The sequence below is a fragment of the Microvirga medicaginis genome, assembly GCF_052658925.1.
In genome coordinates, this window is sequence record NZ_JBQWEL010000007.1 from 189,268 (window position 1) to 215,687 (window position 26,420).

General features: G+C 59.4%; 22 protein-coding genes. 15 read left to right on the top strand and 7 right to left on the bottom strand.

The window, feature by feature from the left end:
- The first annotated feature begins 174 nt into the window (after window positions 1-174).
- The 3 genes from ACUXUR_RS11850 to ACUXUR_RS11860 all read left to right on the top strand — a co-directional run bounded on the left by ACUXUR_RS11850 (window position 175) and on the right by ACUXUR_RS11860 (window position 3,547).
- Window positions 175-510 carry a hypothetical protein gene (locus ACUXUR_RS11850; protein ID WP_445502548.1) on the top strand — a complete coding sequence of 112 codons (336 nt, stop codon included), beginning with the start codon at window positions 175-177 and terminating at the stop codon, window positions 508-510.
- A gap of 44 nt (window positions 511-554) precedes the next feature.
- Window positions 555-1,826 carry a tyrosine-type recombinase/integrase gene (locus ACUXUR_RS11855; protein WP_445502549.1) on the top strand — a complete coding sequence of 424 codons (1,272 nt, stop codon included), beginning with the start codon at window positions 555-557 and terminating at the stop codon, window positions 1,824-1,826.
- A 533-nt stretch (window positions 1,827-2,359) separates the two neighbouring features.
- Window positions 2,360-3,547 carry a 2-methylaconitate cis-trans isomerase PrpF family protein gene (locus ACUXUR_RS11860; protein ID WP_445502550.1) on the top strand — a complete coding sequence of 396 codons (1,188 nt, stop codon included), beginning with the start codon at window positions 2,360-2,362 and terminating at the stop codon, window positions 3,545-3,547.
- A gap of 6 nt (window positions 3,548-3,553) precedes the next feature.
- On the opposite strand, the gene ACUXUR_RS11865 is transcribed toward ACUXUR_RS11860, so the two are convergent.
- From ACUXUR_RS11865 to ACUXUR_RS11890, 6 genes are all read right to left on the bottom strand, one after another.
- Window positions 3,554-4,648 carry an Ldh family oxidoreductase gene (locus ACUXUR_RS11865; RefSeq protein WP_445502551.1) on the bottom strand — a complete coding sequence of 365 codons (1,095 nt, stop codon included), beginning with the start codon at window positions 4,646-4,648 and terminating at the stop codon, window positions 3,554-3,556.
- Window positions 4,649-4,692: 44 nt separating this feature from the next.
- Window positions 4,693-5,223: a chromate transporter gene (locus tag ACUXUR_RS11870; protein WP_445502552.1), complete on the bottom strand. Its 531-nt coding sequence runs from the start codon at window positions 5,221-5,223 to the stop codon at window positions 4,693-4,695.
- Complete coding sequence (locus tag ACUXUR_RS11875; protein WP_445502553.1) at window positions 5,220-5,789, bottom strand: chromate transporter; 570 nt, start codon at window positions 5,787-5,789, stop codon at window positions 5,220-5,222. Before ACUXUR_RS11875 ends, ACUXUR_RS11870 begins: the two co-directional genes overlap by 4 nt.
- Before the next feature lie 7 nt (window positions 5,790-5,796).
- Window positions 5,797-7,251, bottom strand: a complete 1,455-nt coding sequence (locus ACUXUR_RS11880; RefSeq protein WP_445502554.1) for an MmgE/PrpD family protein — start codon at window positions 7,249-7,251, stop codon at window positions 5,797-5,799.
- 3 nt (window positions 7,252-7,254) lie between these two features.
- Window positions 7,255-8,406 carry a 2-methylaconitate cis-trans isomerase PrpF family protein gene (locus ACUXUR_RS11885; RefSeq protein ID WP_445502555.1) on the bottom strand — a complete coding sequence of 384 codons (1,152 nt, stop codon included), beginning with the start codon at window positions 8,404-8,406 and terminating at the stop codon, window positions 7,255-7,257.
- 84 nt (window positions 8,407-8,490) lie between these two features.
- A complete protein-coding gene (locus ACUXUR_RS11890; protein ID WP_445502556.1) occupies window positions 8,491-9,336 on the bottom strand; it encodes an isocitrate lyase/PEP mutase family protein in 846 nt (281 codons plus the stop codon).
- Window positions 9,337-9,571: 235 nt separating this feature from the next.
- On the opposite strand from ACUXUR_RS11890, the gene ACUXUR_RS11895 reads away from it, so the two are divergent.
- From ACUXUR_RS11895 to ACUXUR_RS11920, 6 genes are all read left to right on the top strand, one after another.
- Entirely contained in the window at window positions 9,572-10,630 is a 1,059-nt protein-coding gene (locus tag ACUXUR_RS11895; protein WP_445502557.1) for an ABC transporter substrate-binding protein, read from the top strand.
- Between the two features lie 75 nt (window positions 10,631-10,705).
- A complete protein-coding gene (locus tag ACUXUR_RS11900) occupies window positions 10,706-12,439 on the top strand; it encodes an ABC transporter permease (RefSeq protein WP_445502558.1) in 1,734 nt (577 codons plus the stop codon).
- 21 nt (window positions 12,440-12,460) lie between these two features.
- Window positions 12,461-13,558 (top strand): ABC transporter ATP-binding protein, encoded by a 1,098-nt coding sequence (locus tag ACUXUR_RS11905; RefSeq protein WP_445502559.1) that lies wholly within the window; start codon window positions 12,461-12,463, stop codon window positions 13,556-13,558.
- A 103-nt stretch (window positions 13,559-13,661) separates the two neighbouring features.
- Window positions 13,662-13,964 (top strand): DUF4387 domain-containing protein, encoded by a 303-nt coding sequence (locus ACUXUR_RS11910; protein WP_445502560.1) that lies wholly within the window; start codon window positions 13,662-13,664, stop codon window positions 13,962-13,964.
- On the top strand, window positions 13,961-15,358 hold the full coding sequence (locus tag ACUXUR_RS11915) for an acyclic terpene utilization AtuA family protein (protein WP_445502561.1): 1,398 nt from the start codon (window positions 13,961-13,963) through the stop codon (window positions 15,356-15,358). The genes ACUXUR_RS11910 and ACUXUR_RS11915 overlap by 4 nt, the downstream gene beginning before the upstream one ends.
- A 28-nt stretch (window positions 15,359-15,386) precedes the next feature.
- Complete coding sequence (locus tag ACUXUR_RS11920; protein WP_445502562.1) at window positions 15,387-16,349, top strand: D-2-hydroxyacid dehydrogenase family protein; 963 nt, start codon at window positions 15,387-15,389, stop codon at window positions 16,347-16,349.
- Window positions 16,350-16,462: 113 nt separating this feature from the next.
- Here ACUXUR_RS11920 and ACUXUR_RS11925 read toward each other — a convergent pair whose 3' ends face one another.
- A complete protein-coding gene (locus ACUXUR_RS11925; RefSeq protein ID WP_445502563.1) occupies window positions 16,463-17,881 on the bottom strand; it encodes an MmgE/PrpD family protein in 1,419 nt (472 codons plus the stop codon).
- A 334-nt stretch (window positions 17,882-18,215) separates the two neighbouring features.
- Here ACUXUR_RS11925 and ACUXUR_RS11930 point away from each other — a divergent pair, with 334 nt between their 5' ends.
- The 6 genes from ACUXUR_RS11930 (at window position 18,216) to tam (ending at window position 25,393) form a co-directional block, all read left to right on the top strand.
- Window positions 18,216-18,980, top strand: a complete 765-nt coding sequence (locus ACUXUR_RS11930) for a GntR family transcriptional regulator (protein ID WP_445502564.1) — start codon at window positions 18,216-18,218, stop codon at window positions 18,978-18,980.
- A 409-nt stretch (window positions 18,981-19,389) separates the two neighbouring features.
- Window positions 19,390-20,874 carry an FAD-dependent tricarballylate dehydrogenase TcuA gene (gene tcuA / locus ACUXUR_RS11935; RefSeq protein ID WP_445502565.1) on the top strand — a complete coding sequence of 495 codons (1,485 nt, stop codon included), beginning with the start codon at window positions 19,390-19,392 and terminating at the stop codon, window positions 20,872-20,874.
- 10 nt (window positions 20,875-20,884) lie between these two features.
- Window positions 20,885-22,366: an MmgE/PrpD family protein gene (locus ACUXUR_RS11940; protein ID WP_445502566.1), complete on the top strand. Its 1,482-nt coding sequence runs from the start codon at window positions 20,885-20,887 to the stop codon at window positions 22,364-22,366.
- A 399-nt stretch (window positions 22,367-22,765) separates the two neighbouring features.
- Window positions 22,766-23,713, top strand: coding sequence for a D-2-hydroxyacid dehydrogenase family protein (locus ACUXUR_RS11945; protein WP_445502567.1), 948 nt, complete (start codon window positions 22,766-22,768; stop codon window positions 23,711-23,713).
- Window positions 23,714-23,771: 58 nt separating this feature from the next.
- The gene (locus ACUXUR_RS11950) at window positions 23,772-24,527 is read left to right on the top strand and encodes a transporter substrate-binding domain-containing protein (protein ID WP_445502568.1); all 756 of its coding nucleotides are present in this window, start codon (window positions 23,772-23,774) and stop codon (window positions 24,525-24,527) included.
- Window positions 24,528-24,619: 92 nt separating this feature from the next.
- Window positions 24,620-25,393 (top strand): trans-aconitate 2-methyltransferase, encoded by a 774-nt coding sequence (gene tam / locus ACUXUR_RS11955; RefSeq protein WP_445502569.1) that lies wholly within the window; start codon window positions 24,620-24,622, stop codon window positions 25,391-25,393.
- Window positions 25,394-26,420 lie beyond the last annotated feature (1,027 nt).

Genomic DNA, 26,420 nt, shown 5'->3' on the forward strand with positions numbered 1-26,420 from the left:
CATTGGAATCCTCATCAGGTACGTTCGCGTTATTGATTTAAAGGATTTCAGCCGTGATTGATGTTGACCAACTGTGTGCCGGGATTGTGACTCCCATTACCGATTGCGTTTTCTGTTTCCTACGGGAAGCTGATGCAGTCCTATTCAAGTTGCGCTGGCACGAGGGGTGGTGAGATGACAATCCCGATCCCTACCCAAGAGGATTTTGACCCAAAAGACCCCGACACGTGGCCCTTGTTGCTCGAACTGAAGGAGGTCGCGAAGGTGCTCCGGTACAAAGACGTGGACAGCGTTCGAGCCATTACCAAAAAGCCGGTCAACCTGGGTGGGCTGGCCTACCGGAAAGAGGGAAGGCGGAGGATGGTGGGCAAGGAAGACCTGCTCGCCTACATAAACCGCCCCATCGCGAATGCGAGGGCAACAGAACCGACCCCCAAGCAGATGCGAAGGTCTGCTGTCTCCGTGGGTCGCAAGAGCTTTATGGCACGAATTGGAAGGGCGGCGGCATAGCCGCCCTTTCCGCATCTGGAGAACAACGGAATAGGAGAATACGAGTGGCATACAACAACAAAGGGTTCTACCGGACTGAATGGTATATCGACGGTCAGCGATACACCCGGCAGACGGAAATCCCGGTTACGGGGTCCAAGAAGAACAAGGAGAAGGCGCAAGCTCTACAGGCGCAATGGCGAGCCGAAACGGAAGCAGATATTATGGCTGCCGAAGCGAACCGCGTCCGCAACCCCAAAGGCAAAATCCTCGATCAGACTCTTGATGAGGCTGTAGCTGAATACTTCGAGGACCACGAAGGCCAGTGGTCAGGGATTAGGGACATCGAGGCCGACTTCGAACGCATCATCGGCTATCTCGGCGCGCACTTCATGATCGGTGACATCGACACCGAGACCATCATCGAGATGGTGAACAAGCGGAAGAGGGAGTTCGTCAAACTTCGTACCAAGGACGGCAAGCCGAAGATCGACAAGGCGACCGGCAAGCCGAAGCCGCAGAAGCTCGTGTCCGCTCGAACCGTCAACATTTCGGTTGGGGAGCGGATGAAGTGGTTCCTGTCCCACATGGAATCGAAGGGTCGGCAAATCCAACCGATCCGGTGGGAAGTGGTGTGGGTCAAGGAGGCCCCGCGCCATACCGAGTTCACCTACGAGCATGAGCAACTGATGCTCAAGACCTACCGCACGGATCATCTTCCGGCTCTGTGCTTCGCCCTGGCCGGTGGCCCCCGGCGCGAACAGTTCGTTGACCTTCGGTGGGATCAGATCGACTGGCGGAAGCGGACGATCACCTTCAAGAGCCTCAAGAAGAAGGCGAAGAAGGGACAGGAGCCGAAGCCCTACGTGCTGGCGATGACGCCGAGCATCGAAAACCTGATCCTGTCGCAGATCGACCCGGAGACCAAGAGGCCGTACAACCCGGAGTATGTGTGGACCTACGTGGGGGAGCGGACCTTCTGGAACAACAAGACGGGTCGGGACCACGTTAAGGGGGAGCGTTATCGGCTGACCTACGAGGGCATTGGGACCGAATGGGCACGGTGGAAGAAGGAGCAGCAGTTGACCAATGTGCGGATGCACGACATGCGCCACGCTGCCGGTGAACGTCTTGCCGAAGCCTGTGCTGACCCGATGATCGTCCGCGATAGCATGAATCACGGCGACCTTGGCATGACCGAACGTTACATGGGCGGGGTCAAGGTTGAGCGCATCCGACAGGCGATGTTGGCTCGCGAAGCTCTCGATGCGGATCGGATGCAAGTCGTGGTCCCGACCGAAAACCCCACACAGAACCCCACACGGGTGTGGGCCTAAGCTCTGAAACTCTTGCCCTGAAACGATTTCAGCCTATCGGAAATCTTGCTTCCCAAGCTGAATGTCGTGGGTTCGATTCCCATCGCCCGCTCCACCTAACCTCCAGGTGGTAAAGGGTTTTTCGACGCTCCTTCCCTGATTTCGCGTTCCCCGAGGGTTGTTCGGGCCCCGTTCTTCGCGTTTCGGATCGATTCGAAGCTCAGCTCCTTTCCGCGACTTCCCAATAACATCCCGTGAGCACCGCAACCTCACTACACCCCGGCCGCAAGCGGTGTAATGCAGGCAGCGCTTCGGGTTGCGCGGCTACTCCCCAGCGCTAGCGCATCCTTCATGCGGAAAGCGGACCCGGTTTTTCCACATCCAACGATGCGCTAGGGAGCGCTTCTGGACACCTTCTTACATCAAGGCGTGCGAACGCATGTCTCTGCAAAGGGATTGCCTCAGATATGCTCATGTCTCTGAGCAATCAGGCATCATGTGTTGACTGTCTACACCTTTCGCGCGAACAATCGGCGACGCTAGGGAGGAAGAGAATGGATCATGCAATCCGTTGCGTTCTCATGCGGGGAGGGACGAGCAAAGCCGTCATCCTCAAGGAGGCTGACTTACCCTTGGATCCGGCCGAGAGAGACAGGACGATCCTGTCCATTTTCGGATCTCCGGACCGCCGCCAAATCAACGGGCTCGGCGGAGCCGATCCCTTGACAAGCAAGGTCGCGCTCATCGGGCCTCCACGGGCTGGCGTGCCCAGCGCTGCCGGCGCACATCTGACCTACACATTCGGCCAGGTTGGAATCGCGCATCCTGAAATCGACTGGCTCAGTCTTTGCGGCAATATATCGGCTGCGGTCGGAGCCTTTGCCATTTACGAGGGATATGTCGAACCGGATTCGCCGATCACGCAGGTCCGAGTCTACAATTCCAATCTCGACCGGATCCTCTCAATCGAAGTTCCGGTCAAGGACGGGCGCCCGGTGGAGGAGGGTCCTTATATCGTGCCGGGAGTTCCGGGATCGGGTGCCAGGATCGTGGTCGACTTCGCCCAGACGGCAGGGGCCACGACGGGTGCATTGCTGCCGACCGGAAACCCGATCGATCGCCTTGAGGTGGAGGGCTTCGGCAATCTTGCGGTCTCTCTCGTCGATATTGGCAACGCGCATGTCTTCGTGAGAGCGCACGACCTCGGTCTCAAAGGCATTGAGACGGCCGCCGAGATTGATCGGGACACGGAACTTGCATCTGTCCTCGAGCGAATCCGAGGCGCCGCGGCCGCTCGCATGGGCATGGTTTCGGCTCCTCATCTTGCGCGCGAGGAGAGCCCAGCGACGCCCTTGCTCGCCATCGTCAGTCCGCCGGCGGATTATCGTGACGTGATAGGAGACAGGACCATCTCTGCCGGCGACGTCGATCTTGTCTCCCGCCTCATGTTCATGCAGCAGATGCACAAGACCTACGCAGCGACGAGTACGGCCTGCACCGGCGTGGCGAGCCAGATCCCGGGATCGATCGTCTACGAGGCGACCCGGCCTGAGGCTCGCACGGCACTGCGCAACAGGCGCGAGGTGAGGATCGGGCATCCAGCCGGCGTCATCGAGACGGAGATCGAACTGGAGCGCGCCAACGACAGCTATTCGGTGCAGCGCGCGACAGTTGGCCGGACAGCCCGGCGGATCATGGAAGGATACGTCTTTGTGCCAGAGGCTGACAGGCAACTGGCCTGATCCATTTTAGTGAAACGGCAGGGTGGAGGCTGTGAGAGGTTCGACGTGGACCGCCTGCGCTTCCTTCAGCAAGGGATCGAGATCAGTCCTGTGATAGGGAATGCCCGCCGCCAAGCGCCGTTTCTCCTGGCGTGCCTCAGGCTCACCCGGCATCAGGACCTCATCGAAACCCTCTGCTCGTGGAGTGGAATGAACGCGCTCGACGAGCACATCCATGCGAGCCCGATATTCGTCGAGGCCGATGAAGAGGTCCGGCCTTATAGCCAGGAAGAAGTGACCAACATTCTGGGGCTTCTCGAAATTCTTGTATTGATCCTCCACATCTCCTGCGAACGCAGCGCCCGATATGACTCCGCTGAGGATATCCATCAACATCGAGAGACCCGATCCCTTGGGACCTCCCATCGGCAGGACGACGCCTGCGAGCGCGCGCGCCGGATCGGTCGTCGGCCGGCCCTCTGCATCCAGGGCATAATCCGGTGGGATCGGCTGTCCCAGCCGGAGAGCCTTGCGGATCTTTCCGCGAGCCGCGACGCTCGGAGCCATATCCAGAATGAACGGGCCATGGTTACCGCCTGGGGCGCCGGCTCCGAACGGACTCGTTCCCAACAACGCTTCACGGCCGCCCCATGGGGGCATGGACCGGGATGCATTTGTGAAGACCAGGGCGATGAACCCGGCCTCCACCGCCTGCAGAAGGTAGTTCGCGGCCATACCGAAATGAGTGCTCCGCTTTACGGAGACCAGTCCAAGACCTGTTGCCTGTGCGATCTCCATGGCCTCCTGCATCGCGCGTGTGGCCACCACAAAACCGAATCCATTGTCACCGTCGAGATGAGACGCGACAGGAGAGACGCGTTTCGGCTGCAGCACGGGACGTGGATTGATCAGGTTTCGTCGGACACGATCAAGATAGCCTGGCAGTCGTGCAATCCCATGAGTATCGACGCCGCGCAGATCGGCTCTCACAAGACATTCCGCAACAATTCGAGCATCATCGGAAGGAACGCCATTGGCGGCAATCAGCGCCACGACGAAACGTCGAACGTCCTCGGCTCTCGCATAGACTGTTCCTTCATGGGCTGGCATATCGCTTGGCATGTTCCGTCCTATGATGCGATTGATTGCAGGCGTCGAGGTTTGGCTCAGATCATTCCGGTGAGGCCGAGCAGAGCCGCTCCCGAGAGGACAATCACCGGGTTGAGCCGGGTGAACAGAACGCAGACCACTGTCACTGCCGTGATCAGATAGTTCGCCCAGCCGTACCCTGATGCGCTTGTCAGGAGACATCCGCTTGCGACAATGAGCCCGACCGTGATCGGCACGACACCACGCTCGAAGGTCTTGTACCATTGGACCTTGTGCCATCGCTCCCAGGCTTGCGAGGCTCCATAGGCTATAATGAAAGCAGGTCCCGTCATGGCGACGGTCGCGATGAGTGCGCCTGGAACTCCTGCGACATGCCAGCCGATCAGGGTGACGATGATCACGTTAGGGCCGGGCGCAGCCTGAGCCAAAGCAAAGAGATTGGCAAAAGTCTCGCTCGACATCCAGCCATGAACGTCGACTGCGGCTCTGTGCATCTCGGGCAGAACCGCGACGGCACCACCGATGCTGATGATGGAGATCAGCGCGAACTGAATCGCAAGCTCGGTCAGAATGCCACGTTCGCTCATCGACGCATGATCCAGGAGGCAGCGATGCTCGGAGGCACCAGTGTGAGGAGAATCCAGATGAGCGGCAGCTTCAAAACCAGAACTGCCGCAATGGCGCAAGCCATGAATACCATGGCGTGAATACTGCGGTGCAAGGGATAGGCCATTTTGATGGCCATGGCGACGATCAGCCCTGCGGCTGCTGAGGAGACGCCGCGAAATGCATCTTGAACGGGCCCGATGTGCCCATAGGCATCATACAGCATGGCAAGCAGAATGACGATGATGACCGGCACGAACAGAATGCCGGAAACGGCCGCAATGGCTCCGCGGAGTCCGGCGAAACGAGCGCCGACGCAAATCGAGACACTGGTGATATTGGGGCCCGGAAGAAACTGGCAGAGTGAGACGATATTGGTGAACTCCTCATCCGTCAGCCAGCGTCTTTGTTCCACCAGCATGCGTCTTGCCCATGGCAGGACACCTCCAAAGCCTGAAAGCCCGACTGAGCAGAACGCCGTGAAGAGCTCAAGGCATCCGACGCGAAGCTTGAGAGGGGCTGCTTCGGAGGAGGGGACTTGCAGCATCGGTATCCTACGCCTTACGTCCAGCCGGGTTTGTCAGCATGTCGAGCATCGACAGAACATCGTCGATGCCCAATTCGTGGAAGCGGCTCGCCTTTTCGATGATTGTTTCAGTCTGATCGGAGCCAAGGACGGCGCTCAGGCAATCTCGTGCCTTGCCGACGAGACGCTCGGGCTCTGCGTGGCGTCCCCAAATTCCCGGAGGACCATCGCAGAAGCCGCTGATGGTCTGACCATTGTCGAGCTCAATCTCGACAGCGAGACTCATCTGGTCAAAGCGTCCCTTCCGATCGGGGTCGACCTGGATCTCAACCCGTTCGAGCAATGCGCAGACATCAGGCGCGAAACGACGTTCGTCGGTGAAGCTGCGAACTGTTACGGATCCATCGAGGATCGCCACTGCAGCCGTGTATTGAAAGCTGAACTTTCCGGCGAGGCCCGTGGCAGGTGCCGAGCGATGAACGTAGGGCATCGGCGGCGAGATGATGCGAATGCGCTTGATGCTGGTATCCGGCGGCAGCGTCTTGCGCGCGTTCAATGCGGCCGTGATGACGAAGTGAGTGCCGTACTGGCTGGGATAGAACTTGAATGCCGGCCCAGGCTCCACGATGTGGAGCCTGTCCGCTGGTTTCGTCAGCCATTCAGGCGCGAAGGAATTGCCGAAAAAGGCCTTGCCGAAGCCGCGCGCACCTGACAACGCATCGGCATCCGCCGTGAATCCTCGAGCCGCTAGAACGGCCGCTTCAAGCCCTGCCGCTGCAGCGCCGCCGCAATGGAGCGCCTTGGTCATGCTCCCGACATTGGCCAGGATGCCCCCCGCTCGCGAGGCCGCAATACCGATAGCATGTGAAAGGCCAGGGGCGTCGAGCCCCAGCAGCATCCCGCACGCGACCGCGCTTCCGATGGGGCCGACTGCACCAGGCGGGTGAAACTGCAGGTGCGCGGGTTCGAACTGTCCCGAGGCAAGGCGCAATCTCGCCTGCGCCTCGATTCCAAGGGCAAGGGCGGTGAGGATATCGATCGCGCAGGGAACTCGACCCCCGACGCTTGCGTGCCGACGGGCCAGCATCTCCGTAAGAGCAAGAATGGCAGGAAGCGTTGTGGACAGGGCATGGTTCGCAGGATTCCACATAGGCTCGTAGTCGAGGACATGCATCGCTGCGCCATTGGCGCGCGCGGCATCCGTTCCGGATACGCGGGCTGAATGTCCGATCAACGTGGCGACCGGCGTACTTCCTGCCTCGATAGCCAATTGTGCCAGAATCCGAGGTCCGCGTTCCCGTGCGCCGAGGGCGGCAACCGCGAGCCCATCAAGAAGGAGCTCCCGCGCAGCCTTGCTCGCGGCAACGTCAAGGCCCTGACTCCAGAGTTCGAGAAGAGACTCGGCGAAGAGCAGGGTCATATTCGAGCCGGCAGGATCATGATCCTCGTAGGATTTAGCCCCCTGACGCGCTGCGGATGCCATGGGTTACCGACCTTTCCTGTAGAGAACAGCTCCCTCGAAGAGACGGCGAGCCGTTCGATAAACCGCGCCATATTCCGCATGCAGATTTTCCGCCGACCCGGTGCCGCTTACCTTGGCGTCCACAACGGTAACGCCTGATGGATGAGCAATCCGGATCGGCTCATCTGTTGCATGCGCAAGAACATTCGGAACGCTGCCTGGAATGCGGGCCGCGACGGCAAGGCAAAGCGCGCCTGTTATCGGCACGGCTCTATGAGGTTGCCCTATGGAGATCATGCGCACAAGAATGGACATATCCGAAGGCGTAAGGGAACGACCGGACAAAGTCGTCATGGCCCGCGGAGCCGCCACGATGGCGACTTTGGGAATGCTTGGCACCCGGCCGGCCTCATCAATGTCCTTGGCAATTCCCATGTGCACCGATGCGGCGCAGCGGATGGCCTCCATCCTGTCAAGGAAGACCGGATCGGCCTCCAGCGCATCGGGGAGTTCGTCGCCGCGTTTGCCAAGGTCAGCCGCATTGACGAACACGCAAGGATTGGCGGCGTCGACCAGGGATGCATTGATCACGCCGATCCCCGGAACCTCAAGCCTGTTAAGTGCGGATCCGGAGGGAAGAAGTCGGCCGGTCTTCGCTCCGCCAGGATCGGTGAACTCAAGGCGGATCGGGGCGGCGGAGCCTGCCACGCCGTCAATGGACAGGTCTCCATCGACAACGGCTGCGCCGTTCTCAACGCGAAATCGTGAAACGATGATTTTGGATGTGTTGGTATTATGGATGCGGACCATGGCCTCCCCATCCCCCGGGGGCGGCACAAGCCCTTCCTCGACGGCAAACGGCCCAATGGCGGATGACATGTTCCCGCAATTGGCGCTGAAGTCCACCGAAGCATCGCGCACCGAGATCTGGGCGAATGTGTAATCAACATCCGCATCGGGCCGAGACGGAGGGCCCACGACACAGATCTTGGAGAGCGACGAAATTCCTCCGCCCATTCCGTCCAGCTGACGGCCGTTCGGATCCGGCGAGCCCATCACACTGAGGAAGATGGTGTCCCACTCTCGGCGATCCGCCGGAAGGTCCTCTTGCCGAAAGACAACGGCCTTGGACGTGCCACCGCGCATGAAGGATGCTCGAATCCGTGCCTGTGTCACGTTAAAACCTCATGGCTTCATCATGGTGAGACTAGGTTTTCGTTGACGCGCTAAGAAAAGGCGCCTGATGGGATTAAGGATGGCTCAGCTTCCGGTATAGCGAGCTTCCAGCGCATCAAACGCCTCCTTGGCGACAACACGTTGGCGCTCGGAAAAGCTCGCCAGCTTCTCTTCAGCGCCGGATAGGGAGCCTTGCTCCTTCAGGTGCCTGAGGATGTCCTGCACCGCGCGGATAGTCGCCTGAAGTGCGGCATTTGCATAAAGAGCAACTGCAAAGCCGAGTTCGCGCAATTCGTCGATCGTCAGAAGAGGCGTCCGGCCGCCGATGACCAGGTTCGCCAGCTGCGGAGCCGGCAACTGAGCAATGGCTCGCAACTCCTCTACCGATTCCGGAGCTTCGACGAAGATGATGTCAGCTCCCGCTTCCGTCATGGCGTGCGCCCGTTCGAGCGCCCGCTCGAAACCTTCGACGGCTCTTGCGTCGGTTCTCGCGATCAGAAGAAGATTCTGATCCTGCCTCGCGTCGAGTGCTGCGTGGATTTTGCCGATCATTTCCGGCAGAGGCACAACTCCCTTTCCGGAGAAGTGGCCGCACTTCTTCGGAAAGATCTGGTCCTCGAGCTGGAGCGCCGCCGCTCCGCTGCGCTCCAGGAGTTTGACGGTGCGGTATACATTCAGCGAATTGCCGAAGCCTGTGTCGATGTCGACAATCAGCGGCAGCGAGCACACATCCGTGATTCTCGCCGCAGTCTCAGCGAGTTCCGTCACGGTGACGAGGCCGAGGTCGGGCATGCCGAGATAAGTGTTGGCCAAGCCTGCGCCGGTCAGATAGGCAGCCTCGAAGCCTAGATCCTCGATGATCCGCGCGTTGAGAGCATTTGCCGCGCCGGGAACGAGAAGGGCGTTCCGCTGCTCGACCAACTGCTTCAAGCGAACTCTGGCTCCAGAGGGTGATTGCGACGTCGTTTTTTGGTGAAACATGCTGCTTGCCATTCTGTCCGCTAAGCTCGCTTGGCCTCCCGGCCGCGAGTTTGCCGTTCTGATCTGTCTTATAGGAGGGCCCTGCCTCCCAGTCAACTGTTGACAGTTCGCTGTATGCTGCTAGCCTAACCTCTAGGGCATACAAGATAAACAATTCTGCTCAGTGTTACGGAGGAACGCTCTAATGATGAAATCGAGCTGGTATTCGAAGGCCAAGTCATGGCTCACGGGTGGGGCTATTGCAGCCACTGCTCTGGCGGCGGCCCTGTCCTCACCGGTCAAGGCTCAGTCTTGGGACGATACGGTGGCTGCCGCCAAGAAAGAGGGAAAGGTCGTCTTCTATAACAACCTGCAGCCCAACGGCATCGAGCCATTGCTGCAGAAATTCCGTGACAAATATCCCGAGATCCAGACGGAGCAGATCCGTCTTGGCAGCAATCCGCTCATCGAGCGGTTCCAGACCGAGTTCAATTCCGGTCGTCACATCGCCGACGTTTTCATCACCTTCCCGGACGAGCGCGTCACCGAGGGCATGAAACAGGGTTGGATGGCGCAGTGGACGCCGCCGGAACTGTCCAACTTTCCTGCCGGCGTGAACCAGAACAACATGCTCTTCACGCTGCAATATGCGCGTGAGGCCATTATCTGGAACAAGGGGCTCGTGAAGGATTCCGAGGCTCCCAAGGAATGGGCTGATCTTTTTGATCCCAAATGGAAGGGCAAGGTGGGCATGAACCCGCCCTGGCGGTCAGTGTCGATCCAACAGATCGTAGCCTTCTGGGAGGATAAAGGCTTCCCCGATGCTGCCGAGAAGCTCAAGGCGAATGAGGTTCGCTTCTTCGAAGGGTCGGGGGGCATCATCCAAGCGGTGATCCGCGGTGACGTGCGCGTTGCAGAATTGACGGACCTTCCTCTCAACCCGCTGCTCGAAGACGGCGCCCCTATCGGGTACGTCTACCCGAAGTCCGGCACGACCTCCTCGGCCAACGTAGCGTTCGTTGCCAAGAATGCGCCTCATCCGAATGCGGCCCGTGTCTTCCTCAACTGGCTCATGACCAAAGAAGGACAGGAGGCACTTCAGCAATATGGCGGTCTGTCCGTCACCCGGAACGGGATCCCGCCGCTATCTAAGCTCCCTGCGACCTCTCAGCTCTCAAATGTCGTGAGCGGAGAAGAAATTCTGACCCCTGAGCGGCAGAAGAAGATCGTCGAGCATTGGCGCACTGTTTTCGGCGTCCGCTAAGATGAAAAACGCGATGGCCGCATGGCAGACATGCGGCCATTTCCATCATTGGCGAGAAGAGTTGGGAATTGAACAATGACCGATAAGGCGATCACCGCGACCGCCGATGAGTTCGTGACCGGGAAGGTCAGGCGACGGCAATCACACGATCGTGTGCTCAATGCTGTATACGTTGCGACATATGCCATTGTGATATTGCTTGTCGCAATTCCCATTGCGGCCCTCATTTACGGCAGCCTGCGCACCAGCGCTCCGGGAATCGAAGGGGAGTGGACCCTTCAAAATTATGCAAACCTCTTTTCCGGAGGTGTTCTGTCGACCATCGCCACGACGCTTTGGATCGGACTTCTTTCCTCCGCTTTCTGCATCGTCATCGGAACGGCGATCGCCCTTGTGGTGCATCGCACAGACTTCAAATACGGCAATATCATCACGGCGCTGATCGGACTTGCCTTCTACTTCCCTTCATTCATTCTCGCGATGGCCTGGATCATCATCGGCGCGCCCGGTGGCATCTTCAACGCGGTCGTGGACGATGTGCTGGGATTGCCATGGCTTCGGATCGACATCTATACGACCCTCGGCATCGTCATCGTCATGGTGCTGCACCAAGTGCCATTCGTCTATCTGACGATGCGCGGACCGATCCTCAGCATGGATGGAATCTATGAGGAGGCAGCCCGCACCTCGGGCGCTAAGCCCCATGCGGTCTTGTTCAGGGTGACTCTGCCGCTTCTAAGCTATTCCCTGATCTCGAGCTTCATTCTCACCTTCATTATCACCATTGAGCAGTTCGCAATTCCGGCTCTCATCGGCATTCCGGGCCAGGTGACCATGCTGGCGACCCAGCTCTACCTCCTTGTCCGGTTTTCGCCGGCAGATTATGGGCTGGCTGCCGCCGTGGGCATTGCTCTCAGCGCCATTACCGGAAGCGCGATCTGGGCTCAGCGACGGGTCACGCGGACCGGGCGTCTGACCACGATCACCGGCAAGGCCGGACGGGCGACACCTATTCCGCTCGGACGCTGGAAGTGGGCTGCCTATATTCTCTGCTTCGGCTTCGTGTTCCTCGGTCTTCTCCTGCCGATGGTGATCCTCGTCTATACATCCTTGCTGAAGTGGTTCACGGCCAATCCCATGACCGGCATGTACACCCTGCGGAACTACATGTTCATTTGGGAAAGCGCATCGACCATGCGCAGCTTCTGGAACACGTTGATCGTATCGGGGGTTGGCGCGGCCATCGGCGTGGTTCTCGGCCTTCTCTGCTCTTACTTCACCCTGCGGCTGAGGCCGACCGGGTATAGAGGGCTCGACTTCATCGCGAGTCTTCCCTTCGGAGTGCCGGGCATCGTTTTGGGCCTTGGACTTCTGTGGGCCTATGCCTATCTGCCGATCCCGCTTTACGGCACGCTTGCCCTGATGATCATGGCCTTCGTTACGCGCTTCCTGCCGTATGCGACCGAGACGATCGGCGGCCAACTGGTCCAGATCGATAAGAGCCTGGAGGAGGCTGCCTGGGTCGGCGGAGCAACGCGGCTCGGTTCGGTTTTCAAGATCCTGCTGCCTCTTGCGCGGCCGTCGGTGCAGGGAGCCTATTTCCTGCTGTTCATGGCCTTCTTCCGTGAAATCTCGTCGGCGATCCTCCTCTACTCCGCCACGACCTCCGTGGTGTCCATTTCGATCTGGTCGTTCTTCGAACAGGCGAATTGGGGCCTTGCGAGTGCACTGTCGGTGGTCGCAACCGTCATCATCTTTGCAGCAATGTCGCTCATCATCTGGCTGATGCCATCTGCACGGCGCGGCTGAGAGAAAGTGTAAGGAAACGCCATGAGCATCGTCGTTCAGAATCTCGTCAAGCGCTATGGTGCCCTGACCGTGGTCCACGGCATCTCATTTCAGGTTGCCAGAGGAGAATTCGTCAGTCTGCTGGGCCCGTCAGGCTGCGGCAAGACAACGACCCTCAGGTGTATCGCTGGGCTGGAGGATGCCAATAATGGCATGATCAGGATCGGGGACGAGGTCGTCTCCGCACCTGAGCAGGGCGTTCTGATCCCGCCGCATGAGCGCAACATCGGCATGGTGTTCCAATCCTACGCGATCTGGCCCCATATGTCGGTGGCCCAGAACGTCGGATTCCCGCTCACGATCCGCAAGGTTCCGGCTGCCGATGTGGCCAAACAGGTCGATGAAGCGTTGGAAGTCGTGGGGATGCGCCACCTGAAGGACCGCCAGCCATCACAGCTTTCGGGCGGTCAGCAGCAGCGCGTGGCCTTGGCGCGGGCCATCGTGGGGCAACCGAAGGTTCTCCTCTTCGACGAGCCACTCTCCAACCTGGACGCCAAGCTGCGCGAAGGAACGCGGTCCGAGATCCGCCGTCTCCAACGTGAACTCGGGGTCGCTGCCGTCTACGTGACTCACGATCAGGAGGAGGCGTTGTCCATGTCAGATCGCGTCATCGTGATGGAATCCGGCAGGATCATGCAGGTCGGCGAGCCCAAGGATCTCTATCGTCGGCCGGTCAACCGCTTCGTTGCCGACTTCGTCGGGCGGGCGAGTTTCATCGACGTGACCCCAAGCCCAGATGGCCGGACCTGGGTCACGCCTGACGGCACGCGGATTCAGCTGGATGCTTCCAATCTCAGTGCCAATGGTCAGTACCAGGCCATGTTGCGACCCGAGGCCATTCATTTGTCGGATGCAAGCCGGGGGGCGGCATATCATGAGTCGGTGAACCAGCTGAGAGGCCGCGTGGAGGAGGGGCACTACATGGGGGCCTACACGGAGTATTTCGTGAGGGCCGGCGGAACCATCGTGAAGGTGCATTCCGCGCTCGATTTTATGCCCGGAGCGGACGTGAGGATCAGCTTCGCGCCAGCAGACTGCCACCTTGTCGCCGTGCCTGAGAAGACAGCCAAGGCGGCCTGACGCCATTCTCTGATGGCGTCAGGACTATCCATTTCACGAATTCCATCATCGAAGCGCTTCAGCTGGACGTCAGGCGCTCGATGGCTTCAGCATGAGTACGCCGATGCAACTCCAAGAGATCGCTCGCATTTTGCGCAGCAAGAACGCTGGTCCCTGTCTCGTCACCTTTGATCTGATCTTCGACCGTCCTGAGGATTTCGAACGCGTCCGTTCGCAGGTGGCGCACTTGCGGTCCGAGGTCGCGGCCCGCTATGGCCGCTCCGAGAACGAGGTCCGGGTCATCGATTATGCGCCCGCCCAGGCGGTGAAGATCACGATTCCCCGCGCTATCATGTCGGGGGATCCGGGAGATCGCGATGTCTATGGCGCGCAGCAGCATGCACCGTTGCTGGAGATTGAAGTATGAGCGCCATCGAACGCCTCATGGATGAGTTCTCCGGCGGACGCCGCCGGCCGCTTCGCATTCTCGGAGCCTCGGGGCAACTGGGTTATGGAATTCCGACGCCGGCGCTCAATGAAGGCTTGCGCCGCAACCCCGATATGATCGGGTGCGACATGGGTTCCATCGACATCGGCCCGCACTATCTGGGGAGCGGTACGATGGCGCCGACGCGGGTGGGTGCCAAACGAGACCTGCGCAAGGTGCTGAAAGCCGCGCGACAGCTCAACATTCCCTTGATTATCGGCTCCGCCGGCTCTGCCGGAGCCGCCCCGCATCTCCAACAGACCGTCGATCTCGTGCGGGAGATTGCCCGCGAAGAGAGGCTTCATTTCAGGATGGCCGTCATTCCGGCGGACATTCCGCGGGAGGCCGTGAAAGCTGCAATCAGGGCAGGGCGCGTCCATTCTCTGGATACGATGCCGGATCTCACCGAAGAAGAGGTCGACGCCACAACCAACCTTGTCGGCCAGATGGGTGTCGAGGCGTTCCGCAGAGCCTTGATGGCCGGAGCCGATGTGGTTATTGCGGGCCGGGCTTGCGACACCGGCATTTTCGCGGCCGTTCCCATCATGCTGGGCTTCCCGGCGGGCATCGCAACCCACATGGCGAAGATCGTCGAATGCGCGTCGCTCTGCTGCATTCCGGGCGGGCGCGATACCATTCTGGCGACCTTGGACGATGAAGGCTTCGATCTCGAAAGCATGGCACCCAACCGTGCGGCGACACCGAGTTCCGTGGCTGCCCACAGTCTCTATGAACAGGCTGATCCTTACGAGATCCGCGAGCCGGCCGGCCGCATCGATCTAAGAAACGTCACGTATACCGCACTCGATTCCCGAAGGACACGGGTCGCCGGTGCTGTCTTCGAACCAGCCCAGCGGCTGACCATCAAGCTCGAGGGCGCACGATCAGTGGGATTCCGGGCGCTTCTCCTGTGTGGCGCTGCCGATCCTCGCTTCATTGCACGATACGAGATGATTCTGGAGAGCGTGAAGGCGGTCGTCCGCGATCTCGTCTGCGAGGACACCGAGGAGGATTACAAGCTGTTCTTCCGCATTTATGGCGCGGATGGCGTCCGGGACTGGGGAACGGCTCCGGACCCGCTGCCTCGGGAGGTTTTCATCCTGGGCGAGTGCATTGCCCCCAGCGCAGAGAGGGCAGAGGAGGTCGTCAGAACGACCAAGCAATACCTACTCCATCATGGGTATGAGGGGCGTATCTCGACGGCCGGCAATCTGGCATTTCCCTTCACTCCGCCCGAGGTCGTGACAGGCTCAGCTTATCGTTTCAATGTGTTCCACCTCATGGAGGTCGACGACATGGTCAGCCTCTTCCCTGTCGAGATCGAAGAGCTGTAGAAACGGTTCAATCTCAGCGGAGAGTTCAATGCGCATTGCGATCCTCGACGATTACCAGCGTGTCGCTCTCCAGTATGCAGACTGGGACACGCTCGGACCGGACTACGACATCCAGGTGTTCGATCGCAACCTCTCGTCCATCGATGAGGCCGCGGATACGCTGGCGGACTTCGATGTCTTATGTCTCATGCGTGAGAGGATGCCGCTGCCGCGAGAACTGATCGAGCGCTTGCCTCGTCTCAAGCTCGTGATCGTGACCGGTGCCCGAACCCGCACCATCGACTTGGAAGCGGCAGCCCAACACGGAGTGACTGTCTGCCATACTCACCCGGGAGAATCGCAATATGCGACGCCTGAGCTCGCATGGGGGCTCATTCTCTCCTGTGCCCGCTCAATTCCGGAGGAGCATCGCCATGTCCGGGAGGGAGGATGGCAGGAAACCATCGGTCTCTCCCTGGGCGGCAAGACGCTCGGCCTCCTTGGCCTAGGCAAGCTGGGGAGCCGCATGGTGCCCATCGCGCGGGCCTTCGGCATGGATGTCGTCGCATGGAGCCAGAATCTCACTGAGGAAAAGGCTGCATCTTTTCAAGCCAGGCACGTCGACAAGGACGAACTGTTTCGCATCTCGGACGTGGTATCGATCCATCTGATCCTGAGCGAGAGAACCCGCGGGCTCGTGGGCGCTCACGAGTTCGGGTTGATGAAGCCGTCCGCCATCCTCGTGAATACGTCCCGCGGTCCGATCATCGACGAGGAAGCGATGGTCCAGGCCTTGCAGACCCGGCGGATTCGTGCGGCGGGCCTCGATGTATTCAACCAGGAGCCGCTCCCTCCCGAGCATCCCTTGCGGACAATTCCGAACGCTGTGCTGACGCCCCATCTCGGCTATGTCACGGAGGGGGCCTACCGGGCCTTTTTTGAAGACACCGTTGATGGCATTGCGGCCTGGCGGGCAGGCAATCCGGTGCGTGTGCTCGCATCACCTGCCTAGACCGAACTCGAAAGATCTCATCCATTCTAATTGGCTATTCTGTATGCTGGTGAGCCACGACGGGGCTCAACCAGCGTACACACGTCAGCTCTTTGGTGGATGGCGCACAGGAATCAGGCGCGCCGATCATAGCGAAGGGCATTCGCGAGCTGTTCGACTGAGATTGTATCGAGCTGTAAAACAGCATCCCGGATTTCTTCCGCCTTCGAACGCGACACCCCAAGCGATGCCGAGGCCATGAATTTCTCTACGACACCTTCAAGCGGCAGAGCCCGCTCTCCTGCGCCACTGTTGACCCTGACATGTCGTGTCAGCTGGCGCCCGTCACGGGTCGTCACCCGTACGCCTCCCGAGAAAAATTTCGGGAAGGCGGAATCCGGATCCGCGTGGCAGCGGACCCGCGTGGCCAGATCCCGAACCTGAGGATCGGCGAGCGCATCAGCCTGGAGTTCGGGAAGGCCGAACCTGCCCTTGATGAGGCATGTCGCGACAACGAATTGCGCGCTGAACTTGGCCTCGTAATCAGTTGTCGGACGCTCCTTCGAGCTTGCTGGCTCCGCGATGATGTGAAGTGTATCCTTCGGCAAAAACGCCTCGACTTCCGTAATGTCATCCGGATTGAGTTCCCGATGAAGCTCGATTGCGGCATCCGCGCAGCCATGAATGAAGTGGCAGACCGGATAGGGTTTGATGGCGGTGTCGGCGAAATGCCAATACTCACCGAGCCGGTCGCTCATCCAGCTCAGATCCACATCCTTCGCATATTCGTGAAGGTGAGTCTGGAAAAGGCCGAACTTGCCCTCATAGGGGCGCGATGGACCCACGAAGCCGTTCTCCGACAAACGCGCGGCCGTGATGCCAGCGACAGCGGCCCAGCCTGGATGAAAGCGTTTGGTCCACGCGCCCTCTTCAAGGAAGACTTGGATCCCTGCCGCCGTACTGGCCGCAATGCCCTGGGCGGCCACGATACGCTCGGTGGACAGGCCGAGGAGCTTTGAGGCAATGATGCTGGAGCTGAAATGGGCGACAACTCCGGTCGCATGGAATCCGACATGGTGGAATCCGCCTTTGACAGATCCGCCGATTCGAACCGCAGCCTCCATGCCGGCCGCATAGGCCGTGAGCAGCGATTGACCGCTTGCCTTCAGAGACTCTGCAAAAGTCAGTGCGCAAGGCAAGCATGCAGCCGTCGGATGAACGATGCTGGTAAGATGCGTATCATCGAAATCCAGTCCATGGATGAGAACTCCGTTCGCCAGAGCCGCGTCGCGGACAGGCAGGCGTTCAGCGCGCCCGATCACGGAGCAGGGGCCGCTTCCGCCCAGCGCAACCGCTCCGGCAACAACCCTTTCAGCATAGTCATAGGCATTCGATGCGAGGCCAACGCCCAATGCATCGAGAATAAGCATTTTGGCTCGATCGATGGCAGAGGCGGGAATGTCTCCGTACTGCAGATCCGCCGTGAACCGCGCCAAGCTGCTCGCTGGCCCATTGGATGAGGCAACCTCGGCATTGTGACGAACGTGGAGCATGGGGCATCCAATCTTTGTGACTTCGCGATGTTGCATTGACAGCACTCGTTATGTAAAATGTCAACAGTTTACGCAATCTTGCAATTCGGTGTCGTTCATGCTTAAATGCACGGAGTTCACATCGACGTCGTGGTGAGAAGGCTTGGGTGAAGCGATCAACTTAAATACGGAGCGTTGATCCCAGACAGTGCGCCTGATCACGCGCCAAAAGCGTGTAACGTGTTGATGTCCTGGTTATTTGTCGGTTTCTATTGCCAGAAAGGTCCGGCGCTCATAGGAGAGGGCGCAATCCACGGCTTCCACTCGGCAGTCTATTAGGGTAACAGAATTTCCTATGAGCGATCTTTTGAACAGCAGGGTTCAGGCCCAATCCTTGGTAGACGTCGTGGCCGAACGACTCGAGGCCGCTATCATCAGCGGAGAGCTTGCTCCAGGCAGCAAGATCAGTGAGCAGGCCCTTGCGAAATCTCTCGGGGTGAGCCGTGGACCTTTACGGGAGGCCATCCGACGGCTCGAGGGGCGCAAGCTCCTTCAGAGAACGCCGAACATTGGCGTGCGCGTGGCGGCCCTGTCGGTCTCTGACCTGTCCGATATTCTTGTCGTTCGCGAAGCCCTGGAGGGGATTGCTTGCGGCTTGGCGGCGCAGCGAATGACCGATGAAGAGATCGCTGGTCTTGAAGCTCTGCTGAAGGAGCATGGCTCGCGCAAGAGCATCCAGGTTGGGGCAGGCTATTATCAGGAAAGCAAGGATTTCGACTTCCATTTCCGGATCGTGAAGGGAAGCCGCAACGAGCGCCTGATCCAAATGCTGTGCGGTGATCTGTACGATCTGCTGCGTGTCTACCGCTATAAGTCCAGTACCTTGCGGGGGCGCGCGAGAAATGCCTTCGAGGAGCACAAGGAAATCGTCGCTGCCCTCGCTAAGCGCGATCCAGAACTCGCAGAACAGAAGATGCGCGCGCATATCCGCAATGCACGGCTCCACGTTGAGGCGCAACTTGGAGCCTCCTCGGAGGAGGGTGGGCCAACTTCATCCGTCGAGATGCCGCCCGCTCCAAAGAAGGTCTCACGGCGCAGTTCCAGGCCGCCAGTGGCCTAGCGCATCGTGCGGAAAAGTGGACCCGGTTTTCCGCTCAAACGATGCGCTGCTTAGAAAGGAAGCATCGGATGCGTCCCAAAAAATGCAAATCCACCTTTCTCGTCCGATGCTCTAGCGCCGAGCTCTGCAGAGAGCGGGTTTAAAGATCGCTGCCATCTGAACGCATCGAGCCGCGCCGGAATCCGGCGCGGCTCGATGCGTTTTGGCTCATGCTGCCAATGCGTTTCCGTCTGCCCTGATCCGAACTTGGTGCAATGCAGGAAGCATTGCAATGCGGGAACCTTTCCTGTAGAAAACTGACAACTGTCTACAGTTGGCGGTAATGCTCCTGGTGAGGGCAAGAACAGAAAGATGACCGGTTGCTGGACCCTTGTCCAGCAGGCCAGGCGCGGAGGAAACGAGGAAGACCATGGAAGAATATGATGTTGTCGTCGTCGGTGCCGGTAATGCTGCATTAGCAGCCTCCGTATCCGCCAAGGAGAACGGGGCGGAGCGGGTTCTGGTGCTCGAGAAGGCACCTCGTGAGATGCGAGGCGGGAACACCCATTGGAGTGGCGGAGTGCTGCGCTTCGCCTTCGACGATCCCCGAGAGATCGCGCCCCTTGTCCCCGGAGCGGACGAGAAATACGAGAACTTCTACGAAGGTATCGCGCCCTACACGAAGGAAGATTATCACGGTGACCTGATGAGGGTGACGAGCGGGCGGACAGATCCCGTTCTCTCGAAAGTCCTCGTCAACAATTCCAAGGATACGGTCTTCTGGATGAACAAGACCGGCCGCGTGAAAATGGAGCCGGCGATCACCCTGTCCGCCGTCAGAAAAGACAACGTGATGATCTGGGCGCGTGGTCTCGTCGTTCGAGCGGAGCATGAGGGAGTCGGTCTGTCCCGGAGCTGGTTTGCGACGGCGGAGCGGATGGGGATCGATATCCAGTATGGCGCCGCTGCGATCGAGCTATGTCTTAATGAAAAAGGGCGCGTCAACGGCGTCAAAGTTCGTGACAACGAAGGCATTCGTACGATCCGCACGAAATCGGTCGTGCTCGGCTGCGGCGGGTTCGAAGCCAACGTGCAGATGCGCACTCAGCATATCGGGCCTCTGGTCGGGGCCGCCAAAGTGCGTGGAACGCCTCACAATCAAGGCGACGGCCTGCGTATGGCCATGGCGATCGGTGCGATGCCGTGGGGCCAATGGAGCGGCTGCCACGCTACGCCCATCAGTGCGGATTGGGGCGAGTTCGCTCCTCGCGAGCTGACGGATCGCAGCAACCGCCTGAGCTATGTCTATGGCGTGATGCTCAACCGTCGTGGGCGCCGCTTCGTGGATGAGGGTGAGGATGGGGCGCTCTTCACTTATGCAAAGTTCGGGCGGGCGATCCTCGCCGAGCCTGGCGGAAAGGCTTATCAGATCTTCGACTCGAAGGTCGTCCATCTTCTCGAGCCGCGCTACGAAACCAGCACGCCGATCGTGTCCGATACGCTTGAAGGGCTTTTGGAACAGCTCGATATCGACGACAAGGAGCAGGCGCTGAAAACGCTGCTCGAGTATAATGCAGGCGCCCGTGATCCCCAGGACGGATACGATCCGACCCGCAAGGACGGGCTGCGGTCCCGCGGCCTCAATCCCGAGAAGACGAACTGGGCGCTGCGGATCGATAAGCCGCCATATTATGCCTATAGCGCGACCGGCGGCATCACGTTCACTTTCGGCGGCCTGAAGGTCGACGAGAATGCGCAGGTGATCGGGACCGATTGGCGGCCTATCCCGGGGCTCTTCGCCTGCGGCGAAATGGTCGGCGGTCTGTTCTATGACAACTACCCGGCTGGAACCGGTCTTGTCTCCGGAGCCACATTCGGCCGCATCGCCGGCCGGAATGCTGCCACACGATCATGAGGAGGCGCTCATGAACGACATAAACCAACTGGCACAGATATCCCTAGCGGCGCGCCTTGCCGAGAAAATCCGTAGCTTCAACAAGCAGCAGGTGACGAAAAAGGCGCTTCAGCAGGCCAAGACATGCTTTCTCGATACGGTGGGCGTGACTTTGGCAGGCATCCCGGAGGACTGCACTCAGATCCTGCTGCGGACGCCCGGTGTGGCCGAGGCTCCCGGCAGCTCCCTGATCTTCGGTACGGATCGGCGCACGAGTGCGCTCGATGCAGCTCTGATCAATGGAACGGCCTCTCACGCTCTGGATTACGACGATTTCAACAGCGTCTTCGGCGGGCATCATTCGGTGCCCCTCGTGGCGGCTCTCCTGGCGGTCGCCGAGGAGCGGAAGTATTCCGGCGAGGAGGTCCTTCTCGCCTACATCGTCGGGGTGGAAACCGAGCTCAAGCTCGCTCGCGCCGTCCACTTCCACCACTACGACAAAGGGTGGCATCCCACCGCGACGCTTGGAACCTTCGGGGCCGCGGCTGCAATGTCCTATCTGATCGGGCTGGACCAGCAGAAAACCACGATGGCTCTTGCCATCGCTGCTTCGCTCGCAAGCGGCATCAAGGCCAATTTCGGCACCATGACCAAGCCGCTTCATGTCGGGCAGTGCGGGCGCAACGGGCTGCTTGCAGCGTTGCTTGCCGAAAACGGCTTCGATGCCAATCCCTCGGTTCTTGAGCACCATCAGGGCTTCCTGAACGTTTTCAACGGACCTGGAACATTCGATGCAGAGAAACTCTTCGCCGGCTGGGCGGAGCCACTCGAGATCGAGAGTTCAGATGTCGGCTTGAAGCAGTTCCCATGCTGCGGAAGCACGCATCCTGCCATCATGATGATGCTGAACCTGGTTCGCGAGGAGGGGATCACGGCAGACGATGTTACCCGGCTCGAGGTTCTCCCTCACGGACGTCGGCTGCGCCACACCAACACGCCGCATCCGAAAACTCCCGTTGAGGCGAAGTTCAGCGTTCAATATGTCGTGGCGCGCGCCCTATTGGATGGAGCTGTCCGTCTCAAAGACTTCGAGGGAGAGGCTCACAATGAGCCCACGATCCGCCGTCTTCTTCAAATCACGGAGGCGCGTCCCCATCCCGACATGGCCGACGATGCCGCAGAGCAGTGGGGCGCTGAAGTGATCGTGGAGCTCAAGGACGGTCGCATGCTGTCAAGGCGGGTGGATAATCTGGTCGGGCGCGGCGGTGATAATCCCATGAGTTCGGATGAGCTGTGGGAGAAGTTCGAGGACTGTGCGAGTCGCTCATTGCCGCGGGAGCAGATTGCTCCGCTCTTCGAGCGGCTGGAGACCCTTGAGTCCGTTGCGGATATTGGTCAATTGACCCGCCTGCTCCAAGTGAGCAGCCTTCGGGGGGCTCGAAAGGTCGAAGCGCCGGTTTCCTTTGCAAACAGAACGGAGCAGGAAGCACCCGAGACGACCTGGGTGCCGTAAGAAAGCGATTGCATGCGCCAGGGCTGAGGTTTTCGGATAAGTTATTTGAAAACCTCGGCGGAACAGATCAGCCACAGCCTCGTGGCTGATCAAAATATGGGAGGTCATCAAGGATCTCATGGTTGCGATTCATGAGGATACTCAGGACCAGACCGGTTATGGGCCTTGGCGGCCCATGGAGACGGCCCCGAAGGATGGCAAGGAAATTTTGTGCTTCACGAAATATGGAGATTACGAGATTTCCCATTGGCGGGCGGTCACCCAATGCTGGGTCAGCAAGCGCGGTTTCTTCGTTGAGGCCAGCTGTTGGTGCCCTTTGCCGAAACCGCCCGCTCACACTGAGGCGCAAGCAGATTCTCCCCGGAACAAAGAACCTCCCTCTTCATAAAGGTCTAGCCTATGCGCATAGCGATCCTTGATGATTATCAGGCATCAGCTCTCAAACTGGCGGATTGGAGCAGCATTCCCAATGCCGTCGTCGTGCCGTTCACGGACCACGTCCATGAGGAGAAGCAACTCATCGATCGTCTGAGCGAGTTCGATGCCGTTCTCAGGATTCGCGAGCGGACGGAGTTTCCCCGTTCAACGCTGGAGCGATTGCCGAAGTTGAAGTTGCTCCTGGCGACCGGCATGCGCAATGCGCGCTCGATCGATCTTCCAGCAGCCCGGGATCTCGGCATCACGGTGTGCACGACTGAGGCCTATCATCAAACCACCGTGGAGATTACCTGGGGCTTGATCCTGATGCTCATGCGCCGGATGTCCCTCGAGGCGGCTTCGTTGCGGAACGGCGGCTGGCAGTTGGGCCTTGGACTGGGCTTGGCCGGCAAGACACTCGGCATCCTCGGCCTGGGAAACATGGGCCAGCCCGTCGCCCGGATCGGACAGGGCTTCGGCATGCGGGTCGTCGCCTGGAGTCCCAACCTGACGCCTGAGAGGACCGCACCACACGGGGTCGAATGCGTGTCCAAGGAGGAGTTATTTGCCGACTCGGACGTGATCACGATCCACATTCCCCACAGCGACACAACAGAGGGTATCGTATCGGCTGCCGATATCGCCAAGATGAAGCGCTCCGCTTTTCTCATCAACACGTCGCGCCCGAGGCTGGTCGATCAAGCTGCGCTCCTTGACGCCTTGATCCACCACCGGATCGCTGGTGCGGGTCTTGATGTCTTCGACATCGAGCCCTTGCCGCTGGAACATCCCTACCGCTATCTGCAGAACGTCGTTGCGACCCCGCATATCGGATTCGTGACCGAGGAGAATTATCGGCTGTTCTTCAATCAATCGATCGAGAACCTCAAAGCCTTCCTTGATGGGAAACCGATCCGGGTCATAAGCTAGCGCGTAATCCGGAACAGTCCGGTGATGCTCTGGCAGATACAAAGCTCCGAGGGGCTGCATGAAGACGGATCTCGATAACGATCTGCTTAAGGTTCTGGCCCCAACGGGGAGCCTGCGCGTGGCCATCGCGGTAGGCAGCGCCCTCTCGGCAGTCTGGACCGCCTGCGATACAGAGACCGGCGAGCCACGCGGCCCGACCGTCGATCTGGCGAAGCTCATGGCGGAACGCATCGGTGTGCCCTTGACCCTGGTCGCATGCGCCAGCTCAGGCGCCATCATCGAGACAGCCTCGTCAGGAGCATGGGACGTGTCATTCACGCCTGTGGATGCCGAGCGAAAGAAGCTCGTCGACTTTGGCCCGAACTACTTTCTCGGCGAGAGCACCTACATGGTTCCGGCAGGATCCTCGATCATCAACATCGAGGATGTGGATCGTGAAGGCGTCCGGATTTACGGTGTCGAGAACACCGCCACGATCCGCAGTGCCCGCAAATCGCTCACGAAGACAACGGCTGTTGGCCTTTCGAATCTTGAGGATGCTCTCGAGAAGTTCCGCAACGGTGGGGTCGATGCGCTTGCTCTCGGCAAGGAGTCTCTCCAGAGTCTTCTTTCACGATTTCCTGGTGCCAGAATGCTGGACGGCCATTTTCATGCTGCCGGCACTGCCGTAGCCGTCCCAAAGGGACGCCCCGAAGCGCTGAAGGTCTTCAGCCGCATCATCGAGGATCTGAAAAGCGATGGGACCATCAGAAAGATCTTTGATGCTCACGGCATGGAGACCGCGACGGTTGCGCCTGTCGGATCGCGCCCCTGAAAGGAAAGCGGCCGAACATCGCTTCAGGGATCAGGTGAGCGCGTCAAGCGCATGGGATGTCGCCGACAGAGTTTGGTGAGGAGGAGCCCACAATGGCAGACTGGAATCCAGGGCAGTATCTCAAGTTCGAGGACGAGCGCACGCGTCCATCGGTCGACCTGCTCCGGCGGGTGCCGCTGTCGGCCCCGGAGCGCTGTGTGGATCTTGGTTGTGGTCCGGGAAACAGCACCGAATTGTTGGTCAAGCGCTTTCAAAGCACACAGGTGAGCGGCCTCGACAATTCTCCCGGGATGCTCGCCAAGGCGCGAGAGCGACTTCCAGGCCTGACGTTCGAGGCAGCTGACATTGCGACATGGCAGCCTGAGGAGAGATTCGATTTGATCTTCGCCAATGCCGTTCTGCAATGGATCCCTGACCATCCGGGTCTCCTGACCCGTCTCGTCTCGTTCCTGAAGAAGGGCGGCTGCCTGGCTGTGCAGATGCCTAACAACCTGAATGAGCCGTCACACCGCCTCATGGAGCAGGTTGCGAATGACGGTCCCTGGTCAGCCAAATTGGCTTCGGCCTCTGACGCGAAAGGGAAGATCGGCTCGTTCGAGGATTATTACGCGTGTTTGCAGCAGGCCGGATGCACGGCCGATATCTGGCAGACGACCTATGTTCATCCTCTCGAAGGCGCCGGCGCTATCGTCGAATGGTTCAAGGGCACCGGATTGAAGCCGTATCTTGACCGGCTCTCCCCAGACGAACAGGCCGAGTACCTCCGTCGCTATACAAAGGAAATCGCCAAGGCCTATCCGGCTCAGGCTGACGGGAAGGTGCTCCTGCGTTTCCCGCGCCTGTTTTTCGTCGCGCAACGGCCGTGATCCAAGGAGCCGATGTTGCGCTGGTCGGCAACTGGCCATCCTCGAAGCTTGCGCTTTAGTCTGTTTCGTCGCTTTTCAACGGCTTAGGGCAACCCGCCCTGCTTGCCTTTCCAACGCGCGACCGCACTATGCCTCCTGGCGATATCCCGCTTTTTGCCCGCGGTTCTTGACGCCAGGACTCCACCACCACGGCTTTACTCTGAACTAGGTCCTGCGATCCAGCCGAGTCCATCGTGAAAGCTACGCGTCGCCATCGGGAGACGGAGAGCCGCTATGCCATCATCGGCAGGAGCAGGTAGGCGCCTATGTCTTAGGCTGGGATGGGGAGCGGCGAGGAAAGCCTGCATGACCGGAGAGACCGGAGAAAGAGCCCTTGCGAGGAGAGGGGGAGGGCACTTGATGATTGCCCGCAAAGGCTCTTTCCAGCTTCTCGCTTGGGTTGCCGCCGTTCCGGGGACCGGCCGGTCCCCGGTTTCTTTCCGCTGGCTCGACTGCTCACATAGGACATCCCTTCCGTCCGTTTACTCCCTCTCTTTGATGCGGATCAAGGACGGCCAAGCTTCGGCCCGTAGGGTTTTAGGGACTGTTAAGCATGCCTCTCCGAACGGGGAGGGGAAAATGCAAAATCCGTTTGAGGAGGTGTTGACAAAGCGCCGGCTAATCGACATATCCGCAACCCCGCCGGATTTCAGATCCAGGCAGGCTTCATGTCACAGACACCGCGTCAGAAGAGTTCCATGAGAACTCCACTGAAGGCCGGGTCTGATCAGGGTTTCTCAAAGATCCTGATCGACGCCACGAGCCGTAGCTGCCAGCAAATGGCAAGTCTTCGCGGCTCCTCTGACGAACATCAAAAGTCTTCAGGCTCCGCAAGTGGCTTGAGGAATAGTAGACGCAGAGGTAATCTCATTTCTGCGAGCGATGAAGCATGCCCGGAATACTGAAAGCTTGGTAGGATCGAAGTTCGATCCGCTAAAAACATCAAAATTGTTGTTGACGTCGGAAACGAGTTTCGCTAAACATCTCT